Annotated in this window: 11 protein-coding genes; 8 read left to right on the forward strand and 3 right to left on the reverse strand. The window is 64.7% G+C overall.

Going from position 1 to position 9276, the window contains the following annotated elements; translation table 11 throughout:
* Nucleotides 1–239, reverse strand: a 239-nt coding sequence (locus ACUH78_RS18125; RefSeq protein ID WP_445334320.1) for a hypothetical protein, incomplete at its 3' end; no start/stop codon positions are given.
* Between the two features lie 88 nt (nt 240–327).
* Between ACUH78_RS18125 and ACUH78_RS18130 the strand changes: the two genes are divergently transcribed.
* The 4 genes from ACUH78_RS18130 (at nt 328) to ACUH78_RS18145 (ending at nt 3028) form a co-directional block, all read left to right on the forward strand.
* Nucleotides 328–1008: an SOS response-associated peptidase gene (locus tag ACUH78_RS18130; protein WP_445334321.1), complete on the forward strand. Its 681-nt coding sequence runs from the start codon at nt 328–330 to the stop codon at nt 1006–1008.
* A 179-nt stretch (nt 1009–1187) separates the two neighbouring features.
* Entirely contained in the window at nt 1188–2144 is a 957-nt protein-coding gene (locus ACUH78_RS18135) for a DNA-binding protein (RefSeq protein ID WP_445334322.1), read from the forward strand.
* A complete protein-coding gene (locus tag ACUH78_RS18140; RefSeq protein ID WP_418648991.1) occupies nt 2137–2742 on the forward strand; it encodes a 3'-5' exonuclease in 606 nt (201 codons plus the stop codon). Before ACUH78_RS18135 ends, ACUH78_RS18140 begins: the two co-directional genes overlap by 8 nt.
* Before the next feature lie 31 nt (nt 2743–2773).
* Complete coding sequence (locus tag ACUH78_RS18145; RefSeq protein ID WP_333795524.1) at nt 2774–3028, forward strand: helix-turn-helix domain-containing protein; 255 nt, start codon at nt 2774–2776, stop codon at nt 3026–3028.
* A 4-nt stretch (nt 3029–3032) separates the two neighbouring features.
* Here ACUH78_RS18145 and ACUH78_RS18150 read toward each other — a convergent pair whose 3' ends face one another.
* Both ACUH78_RS18150 and ACUH78_RS18155 read right to left on the reverse strand, forming a co-directional pair.
* Complete coding sequence (locus ACUH78_RS18150) at nt 3033–3542, reverse strand: thermonuclease family protein (protein WP_445334323.1); 510 nt, start codon at nt 3540–3542, stop codon at nt 3033–3035.
* A complete protein-coding gene (locus ACUH78_RS18155) occupies nt 3539–3748 on the reverse strand; it encodes a hypothetical protein (protein ID WP_445334324.1) in 210 nt (69 codons plus the stop codon). The genes ACUH78_RS18150 and ACUH78_RS18155 overlap by 4 nt, the downstream gene beginning before the upstream one ends.
* Nucleotides 3749–5647: 1899 nt before the next feature.
* Here ACUH78_RS18155 and ACUH78_RS18160 point away from each other — a divergent pair.
* From ACUH78_RS18160 to ACUH78_RS18175, 4 genes are all read left to right on the forward strand, one after another.
* Complete coding sequence (locus ACUH78_RS18160; protein ID WP_445334325.1) at nt 5648–6364, forward strand: hypothetical protein; 717 nt, start codon at nt 5648–5650, stop codon at nt 6362–6364.
* Nucleotides 6365–6838: 474 nt separating this feature from the next.
* Nucleotides 6839–7096, forward strand: coding sequence for an AbrB/MazE/SpoVT family DNA-binding domain-containing protein (locus ACUH78_RS18165; protein WP_002943886.1), 258 nt, complete (start codon nt 6839–6841; stop codon nt 7094–7096).
* Nucleotides 7096–7428, forward strand: coding sequence for a type II toxin-antitoxin system PemK/MazF family toxin (locus ACUH78_RS18170; RefSeq protein WP_002943887.1), 333 nt, complete (start codon nt 7096–7098; stop codon nt 7426–7428). Before ACUH78_RS18165 ends, ACUH78_RS18170 begins: the two co-directional genes overlap by 1 nt.
* A 377-nt stretch (nt 7429–7805) precedes the next feature.
* The gene (locus ACUH78_RS18175) at nt 7806–9128 is read left to right on the forward strand and encodes an IS110 family RNA-guided transposase (protein WP_445334326.1); all 1323 of its coding nucleotides are present in this window, start codon (nt 7806–7808) and stop codon (nt 9126–9128) included.
* Nucleotides 9129–9276 lie beyond the last annotated feature (148 nt).

Consider the following 9276-nt stretch of genomic DNA (forward strand, 5'->3'; position numbering starts at 1 on the left):
AGCAGCCCGCGCGGTGTGATGCGCAGCACCTGGACGTCGAACAGCGGCGGCAGCAAGCCGCGCCTGGCCGAGGTGCCCCAGCGTTCCCACAGTTGCGCCGCGTGCAGCGGCCGCTTCTCGGCGGTTCCGATCGGGATGTCGCCTATGCTCAGGGTGCCGGTGATGCCGGGGTCGGCCAGGCACGCCTCGCGCGGGCGCCGTACCCCGGCCACCATCAGTTCGACGACTCTGACGTGCATGATTAAGCTGTAAAAAAATACAGATTATTTTCGCCCAACGCGGTCGGTTTGGGGTGGCGGTCGACCGCCGGGGCCGCAGGAGAACGCTATGTGTGGACGCTATGCGCTCTACGGTCCGGTCTCGCGCCTGCGCGAGGTCTTCGAGGCCGCGCCCGAAGGGTTCGAATTCGAGCCGCGCTGGAACGCGGCGCCGATGCAGTGGCTGCCGGTGGTGCGCCAGCGGCCCACCGGCGAACGGGTGATCCACCGCCTGCGCTGGGGGCTGGTGCCGTCGTGGTCGAAGGACGAGACGATCGCCACGAAGCTGATCAACGCGCGCGGCGAGTCGGTTTCTGAAAAGCCATCGTTTCGGGCGGCGTTCCGCCGCCGGCGTTGCCTCGTGCCGGCCAACGGCTTCTACGAGTGGCAGCCGCTCGGTGATCGGCAGGGCGGCGGCAAGCAGCCGTTCTACATCCACCCGGTCGGGGGCGAGTTTTTCGCGCTCGCGGGGTTGTGGGAGCGCTGGACGCGACCGGCCGACGGCGAGGAGATCGACACCTTCACCATCGTCACCACCGAGGCCAACGCGGCGATGCGCCCGCTGCACGACCGGATGCCGGTGATCCTGGCGCCGGGGGATTGGTGGGCGTGGCTCAACGGGGCGACCGCCGCCGACCAGGTGCAGGCGCTCTTGCGCCCGTGCCCGGAGGCGGCGCTTGCGGCGTATCCGGTTTCGAGCGCGGTGGGCAGCGTCCGCAACGACGCGCCGGCGCTGATACAGCCCGTTTGAGCGGCGTTCTCTGCGCGGCTGAGGGCGAACCCAGGATCGGGGCGCCTGAGCCGTCCTGAACGGGCGTGGCGGCGTCCGTGGAAAAGGCCCCCTCCTCGAGCAACGGGCAAATAATCGCTTGCATAATCATAATAATCATATTATTATGATTATTATCTAGTCCTGATTGGAGTGCTGTTATGAACCCGAACCTCTCCCTCGACGCCCGCGAGCGTGTTTTCGCCGCGGCGAGCCAGATTTTTGAGGAATCCGGCCGGCAGACGATGCCCACCGTCGATCAGGTCCGTCGCCTGGCCAAGGTCGACATGCATGCGGCGACCGCGGCGATGCGCGAATGGCGTCGGCAGCAGACCGCCCAGGCGGCGCCGATCGCCGTCGCCGTGCCGGAGGTGGTGGCCAAGGCGAACGAACTTGCGGTCGCCCAGCTCTGGACGCAGGCCCAGGAACTGGCGAACCAGTCTCTGCGCGAGGCGCAATCGGCGTGGGATGCGGAGCGGGCCGAGCTCGACCAGCTGCGCGTCGAGCTCTCGGACGCGTTCGAGGCCCAGGCCGACGAGCTCGAGCAGGCCAGGTCACGCATCGAGGCGCTCGAGCGTGAGGCGCGCGAGACGGCGGAGGTTGCTGCCGCGGAACTCCAGAAGCTGCGCGACGAGCTCGCCCAGGTGCGCGCCGAGCTGGGTGCGGCGACCACCCGCGCCGAGCGCTCTGAGGCGACTGCGGCCGAGCTCGAGCGCCGCGTCGCCGATCTGCGCGGTGAGCTCGACCGCGCCCACGCCGATGTCGATCAGGTGCGGGCCGAGCTCAGCCGTGCGCACGCCGACGTCGACCAGGCGCGTGGCGAGCTCAAGCGCGCGGCAGCCGATGCCGAAGGCCTGCGCAACGAGCTCGCCGCGGCGAAGGCGAAGGCGGACGCTGCCGAGCAGGCGCACCAGGAGCAGCGCAAGGATGCCGCCAAGGAAGCGCAGCGCTGCGCCGAAAAGGTGCTTGCCGCGCAGAAGTCGCACGACGCGATCGCGAAGGAAGCCGCCGCCGCCCGCGAAAGTGCGGCGCGTCTGTCGGGCCAGCTCGAGGCCGTGCAGGCGCAGAACAAAGCGCTGATGGAAACCTTGCGCGGCAAGGTCGCCGGTAATGGCTGATCCGGCCGTCCGTGAGGCGATCAGCCGGCAGGCCCGTGCCTGGCTGGCCGCCAATGCGTTGATCCTGGATACCGAGACGACGGGCCTCGGCGACGATGCAGAGGTCGTCGAGCTCGCGGTCATCGACTGCGCCGGGGCCGTGCTGCTCGACACCCTCGTGCGCCCGTCCGGGCCGGTCCCGGCCGAGGCCGCCGCGATCCACGGCATCACCGACGCCATGCTCGCGGGCGCGCCGACCTGGTCGGAGATCCACGCGCGGTTCTGCGACCTGGTCGAGGGCCGCCAGGTCGTGATCTACAGCCGCGAATTCGACACTCGTGTGATCACTCAGACCGCGCGCCGTTACGGCCTGCCGGCGCCGCAGGGCTTCGACCTGGCGCTCGATGGCAGCGCCGTGCATTGCGCGATGCAGGCCTATGCCGAGTTCCGCGGGGAGTGGAGCGCGGAGAAAGGGCAGTATCGATGGCAAAAGCTCTCTGCCGCCGCCGCCCAGCAGGGTGTGACCGTCACGAACGCCCACCGCGCGCTCGGCGACTGCCTGATGACGCTCGGTGTCGTGCGCGCCATGGCGTCCACGGGAAATGCCCAAGGGGTATGATGAAAGCGTTTAAAAATAAATGGTGAGCACGATGGCTGCCCCGAAACTCATCTTCTCCTCGGCTGAGGAGATCAAGGCATTTCGTCAGAAGCACGGCATGAACCAGTCACAGTTCTGGGGGCGGGTCGGGGTCACCCAGTCGGGTGGGTCCCGCTACGAGAGCGAGCGCAACATCCCGCGCCCGGTTCAGTTGCTGCTGCACATCGCCTATGCGCCGGACGCCCGTTCGCACCGGCTCGTCGATGACCTGAGAAAGTGGAAGACCGAGCCGAAGCCGGGCGCGTGAGGGCTCACCGGGCGGTGTTTTTCCTCGCCTTCCTGAAGTCCCAGGGCGCCACCGGCGCCCGGTCGGCCCATAGGCCTTGCCGGGCATCGCGCGCGCGGTCTTCGGCCTTCGCGTAGCGCCACCTGTCCGCTGGCGACTGCTCCCGCGTGTACGCCTTGTAGTGCCACGCCATCCCAGCCTCGACCTGGGCGAGGTTGGCATCGATGCCGTCGACCTCGAGGCGGCACACCGCGCGTTTGTAGCGGTCGGTTTTGGGGCAGTCGGCCGTCACCTGCTTGCCGAACACCAGCGCGCCCAGGTGCAGCCGTGAGCGGTTGCCGAAAGGCTGCCGGCGTTCGGGGGCGTCGATTCCGGAGAGGCGGATCTTGTGCTGCCGCAGGTTGGCATCGAGCAGGGTGACGGTGTCGCCATCTGCGATGGAGACGATGCGGCCGGTGAGTTCGTAAGCGCTACTGGTTTGCAGGCTTCCCAGCGCGAAGAGGACCGCGGCAGCGGCCCATCTCACCCTTTTCACCCACGGCGCTCCATTTCCTCGCACTTCAGCGTCCACATCCGATCCTTGACCCGCTTGCGTTCGTCCTGCAGGTAGGTGGTGCTTCGTTCCCGCTGCGCTTCTGTGATCTGCCGGAGTTCTGCACGCAAGGCGGCGCATTCGTTTGGGTCGAGTTCCTTCGCCTGGAGCGGGAAGGGGATCGCAACACCACAGAGGAGGGTGACCATCAAAGCCGCGCCTCTCATCGTGAGCCCGGAGCGTGCACGAATAGTCATATGTCACATGATAAGGGGTTGTTCTGGCGCGGCAGATTAGCATGGGGCGGGCGGGCCGGCGCCCGCCTTATGCACGCTCAAGGCATGAGTGCGCGCGATTTCCCGGAGGCAGGTGTGCTCGCCGCAGTCGGTGCTTAACCGGGTGTCCAGGCGGGCTGCAGCCTGTTGGGGGTCGGTTTTGAGGGTTTCTGTTTTCAAAAGAAAACAGTGAAGGGGTCCTGCCTGCTGCGTGTGCTTCCCGCGTGCGGGAAGCACACGCAGCAGGCAGGCAGCAAGCGGGGGCTTATCCACGGCCGCAGGCGGTGGGTAAGCCCGGAAGCGCGCTAGGAGCGAGTGCCCAAGGTTCCGTTGGCATGGGTGGGGGAGGGAGGGGCGAAGAAAAACCCCCAGCCGATGGCGGGGGGTTTGTAAGTGGCTTCTGGAGCCCGTATCCGTCCGATGGACGGAATACATTTTTTGTGCCGAGCGCTGATGCGCTTTCGGCCTACCCATTGCCTCCTGGTCGAGGTTGGAGGGATTGGCTGTTACCGCGGTCTCTGATCCAGGATTCCACGGCCGCTTTTGCTTCGAGCGTGGCGGCTCGTTGCGTCGTCGCCCTTTCTGTTACCAGCGCCACCATGCTGCCGTTGCCACTCATTGAGAACCGGCGCGCCTTGCCTTGCAAGGCAGGTGGATCGGGCTGCCCCAGCTTCGCGGCTGAGGTTGGTCGTTGCTCGTTGAACACGCTTCATTACACATGAAGCCCCATTTTTCTCAGGAAGGCCTGCCAGGGCCGCTTCCTTCGAGCATTACATCCGTCATTCGCACAAACGGCGGGGCGGCCAAGCCCCGTCACGTCTCGCACACACATTCCCATCACACAGCATCACCCCAGGTTTTCGATACTCACTCGGACATCCGTCAGGTCTGCCCTCGCTTTCAAACTCTACTCTCCTGGTCTCCCACTCCTCCCATCCGCCCGGTGCCAATCGTTGCGGTGCTAATGGGTAGGAGCTTCCCACGTTAGTACATTCCGTCGACATAGCACGCCGCCGCGCTCCACTACATGTCCCTAGCCCTGTGGGCCTACCCCATTGGAAATGGGTTTCAGTCGGGCGAGGTTCCAAAGTCCCTGACTTACTAAACATGCGCTTCTTTACGCCCTGACCAAACTCATCGGTTCCACCCGATGAGTCCAGCGGCTTGTCATGCCTTACCCCGACGCACCCTGCTATGGGCGCGATTACAGGCTTGAGCTGTACAGCGATCTGCCGAGGTTGCCCCCGGCAGTACCAGATGCGCCAGGTTTCCCCTTGCACCCCTACGCCATTACTGACGTCTCAGCAGCCCACCTGCGTGGCACAAGTCCGACCCTTTCGGGCCGCCCTTACGTGGGATTTTCACCCATTCGGAATATACAGGGTTGCTCTAGTTGCCTAGAGGCCCGTTTCCGTGTCGCCCAACATCAATCCCTTTTTTGACGCTGGAAGTGATCGAAAGAGGGAGTCTCACCCTCTAGCGCCACTCGTATGTCGCGCCAGCGCAATTACGCGCACGCGACTTCAGGCAATGCCCTCTTGCGTCTTGCGACGCTCGAGGCCGGCTTTCCTGCCGGTGACGAACCGGGTGGCGCCCAGTCCGGTGTGACGGTCTGCATGTGCGGGGTTGGCGTTCCCCGCACAGCGACCCTCCGGGTGCATGTGTGGGGTGGCTAGCCCTGATTTGCGTGACGTCCCCTGAATCATCTCAAGCCCGGAACCCGTTTGCAACTGTCCCGTAGGAACCTCATATTGTGTGGTCCCTTTGGGACCACCTAGATTTGCCTTAGAATCGTCACTATTGCAATGAGGTATCTTTGTTAGGTTCCCAAGTATGTCGATCTTACCAGACAGCCTGACTTACATGCAGCGCGTGCAGGACGCTGCCCGCCTGGGCTACCCCTGGTACGTCGCCGGCGAGCTTTCCCTCGAGAAGTGGCCGTCGCTGGAGATCAAGCTGACCGAGCTCTACGACTGCAACCTGCCGAAGTCGAGCCGGAGTAAGCGGCGCTCGAGGGGGGAAGCCGTCACGTTGCTCTACGCCGTCGCAGGGCCAGCGGACCAGTCCCCGCGGATGGTGCGCTGGCTGATGGCGGTCAGCGACGGCAAGGGCCGGGTGCATGCCCGCGAAAAGCTCCTGCGGTTCGACGCTGCACAGGACCGCTGCAGCTTCATCGGTCGGTATGAGCTGGTGCACGACGGTGTCGGATGGTCCTGGCGCATGAACAGGAAGCGTGTGGAGGCGTTGCGCGAGCGCATCCATGAGATCGCCTCGGCGCCGCCCGATCGCCGGCAGATCCGGCGGGATGCGGCCGGCGAGTACGACGCCGAAATCGAGGCGCTCATGGATGAGCTCTACCATGCGCCCGGCTTCCGGCTGATGCGCCGGCAGGTCGGCAAGTTGGTGGCCTTCGCCAAGGGCGAGTGGCGCCGGCTACGGCCGGAAAGTGGGCCGCAGATCCGGCCGCGGACGTTCCTGCCTTACGTGACCCGTCGGCCGAACTCGGTCAAGTCGAGTCACGGCGCCGGGGGGGATGCGCTTGAGGCCTAGGGGTGTATGCGCATACAACATGCAGCATGCAGCATGCTGCATGTTGAATGCTGCATGCGCATACACGTCGCGCCTCGGTGGTTGTCCTTTCCTTGAGCCTGAATTGGGCCTGTTGGTGGTCTGCCGGCCCCCATCCCCGTCTGGGCAATTAGTAGCGTCCTGGTGTCCGCTCGGTTGCTTAATCTTTGAGCACCCTGGAAATCCCTTGCGCAGCAAGAACCCCGCAGACTTAACCGAGCGACTGTCCACAGATCCTGTGGATAAGCTTTGGCCAGTGTCCCGGGTACTCAGCGTTCACCCGGCAGACGGCGTCAGGAGCGCCTGATCGGTGAGCCGGGCCTTGATGGCGTGCAGTTCGTCATCTCGCAGGGGGGGGCGTCGTCGTCGGCGCACGCTAAGCGACCCCTCAGGTTTGACTTGCAAGATAGGGTACCAAAAGTTATATTGCAATATAACTTTATTGAGAGGTCCATCATGCACACAACGAATCTGCGCAAGGTCGGCGGCTCGGTCATGCTGGCAGTTCCGCCAGCGCTGCTCGATGTCCTTCACCTGTCGGCCGGTGTGAAGGTCGGCCTGGCCGTCGATAACGGCCGCCTCGTGGTCGAACCCGCGGCGCGGCCGCGCTACACGCTCGACGAACTGCTTGCTCAATGCGACGCTTCCGCGGAAATCTCGGCGGAGGATCGGGAATGGCTTGATGCCCGCCCGGTCGGTGGCGAGCTGCTGTGATGGAGCGCGGCGATATCTACCTCGTGTCGCTCGATCCGACCTCGGGCCATGAGCAACAAGGCACGCGCCCGGTACTGATCGTCTCGCCAGCCACGTTCAATCGGCTGACGCGCACACCGGTCGTGCTGCCTATCACCAGCGGTGGCAATTTTGCTCGCACGGCGGGCTTCACCGTCTCGTTGATGGGCTCTGGAACGCAAACCACTGGCGTGGTGCGGTGCGATCAGCCGCGTGCCTTGGACATCGGATCGCGGCGCGGGCGCAAGCTCGAAAGCGTGCCGCAGGCGATCCTGGATGAAGTGATGGCCAGGGTAGCCACGCTCTTCGAGTGAGCGTTCCCGACACTCGCTATTCCGGCGCTTGAGAAGCAAGAACGGTTTTCGAGAAACACCTCAAACGTCCGGGCGCCCGGCGACGCCGTCTTCTCGAAAGGCTTCTTTCTGAGCAACCCAACCCCGCACGCGGGCCAGGTGTCCCTGAAGAAACGACGATGCGTTACAAGGTGAATGGCAGTGCCGAGATGACCGACACGTCATTGGTGCGAGCGCGCGGCGTTAGGCGACGCCGTGTTGCGAGCCCGTCTCTGAGCATGGTCCGGGAATCGTCGGTGACATTGGTGAGCGGCGCGAGCCGCATCCCGTTTGAGAGATCGAGTCGAATTCGACGCTTCCCATGGCACTGCCATTCATCAACGATGGTGGAGCAGGCGATGGCGATGCGCAAGCGAGAAGACGAGGTGTTTCCGAACGCAGCGGGAATCGATGTTGGGGCCTCGAGTCACTGGGTTGCGGTGCCGGGGCACTGCACGGACGCACCGGTGCGTGAATTCGGTGCGATGACCGACGATCTGCAGGCCATGGCCGAGTGGCTGCTGGCGTGCGGGGTCGATGTGGTGGCGCTCGAGTCGACCGGGGTGTATTGGATTCCGGTGTATGAGCTGCTCGAGAGCCGAGGTTTGAAGGTCTGGCTGGTCGATGCGCGTCAGGTCAAGTACGTGCCCGGACGCAAGAGCGATGTGGCCGACTGCCAGTGGCTGCAAAAGCTCATGAGTCACGGCCTGCTGCGTGCGGCGTTTCGCCCGGCGGCCGACGTGTGTGTGCTGCGTGCCGTGGCGCGCAGCCGCGAGGTGCTGCTGACCGAACAGGCCAGTTGGGTGCAGCGCATGCAGAAGGCGCTGGTGCAGATGAACATCCAACTCACCGAGGTCATCAGTGACGTCATGGGCCAGACCGGTCAGGCGATCATCCGTGACATCGTGGCCGGTCAGCGCGACCCGGCGGTCTTGGCCCGGCATCGGCACCGGCGCATCAAGGCCAGCGAGCAGGACATCGTGCGTGCGCTCACCGGTCATTGGCGCGAGGAGCACCTGTTCGTGCTCGGGCAAGCGCTGGGCATGTACGACGACATTGCCAGGCACCTGCACAAGTGCGACGCGAAACTGCAGAGCTTGTTGGCTGAACGCTCGGCCAGCAGCGTGGACGTGGGCAAGACGCCGCGTGCGGGCAGCAAGGCCCGTGCGCAGTTCGACCTGCGCCAGCAACTGGCCAACTGGGCCGGTTGTGATCTGACGCGTATCAATGGCTTGGGCCTGGACAGCGTGATGAAGATCCTCAGCGAGTTGGGCACCGACCTCTCCCGCTTCGCCAACGTCAAGCACTTCTGCTCCTGGCTCGGACTGTGTCCGGCCACCAAGATCAGCGGCGGCAAGGTGATCAGCGCGCGCACCAAGCGCTCGGCCAATCGGGTCCGCCAGGCGCTGAAGATGGCCGCGATGAGCCTGTCGCACAGCGACTCGGCGCTCGGCGCCTTCTACCGGAAATTGTGCACTCGGATGGACAAGCCCAGAGCGAACACCGCCACCGCGCACAAGCTCGCGCGCTTGGTGTACTTCATGCTGACGCGTGGTGAAGCCTTCGTCGACGAGGGACAGCAGCGCTACGAGCAACAACAGCGCGAGCGCAGCATCGCCGCACTAAAACGTCGAGCAGCCACGCTCGGATTCCAGATCAACCCCATCGGGGCAGCGGCATGAAAACCGCCTCGACTATTTTTGTTTCTTGAGAGACGGCCCCAAGTCCGCTCAAGCCCTCAGCGCCATAGCCGCTCGAACCGCGCCGGGTTCGTTGCCGTGTAGCGCACGGTGTGCTGGATGTTGCGGTGCCCGAGGTAGTCCTGGATGA

This window comes from Thauera sp. ZXT1-4 (genome assembly GCF_052598215.2).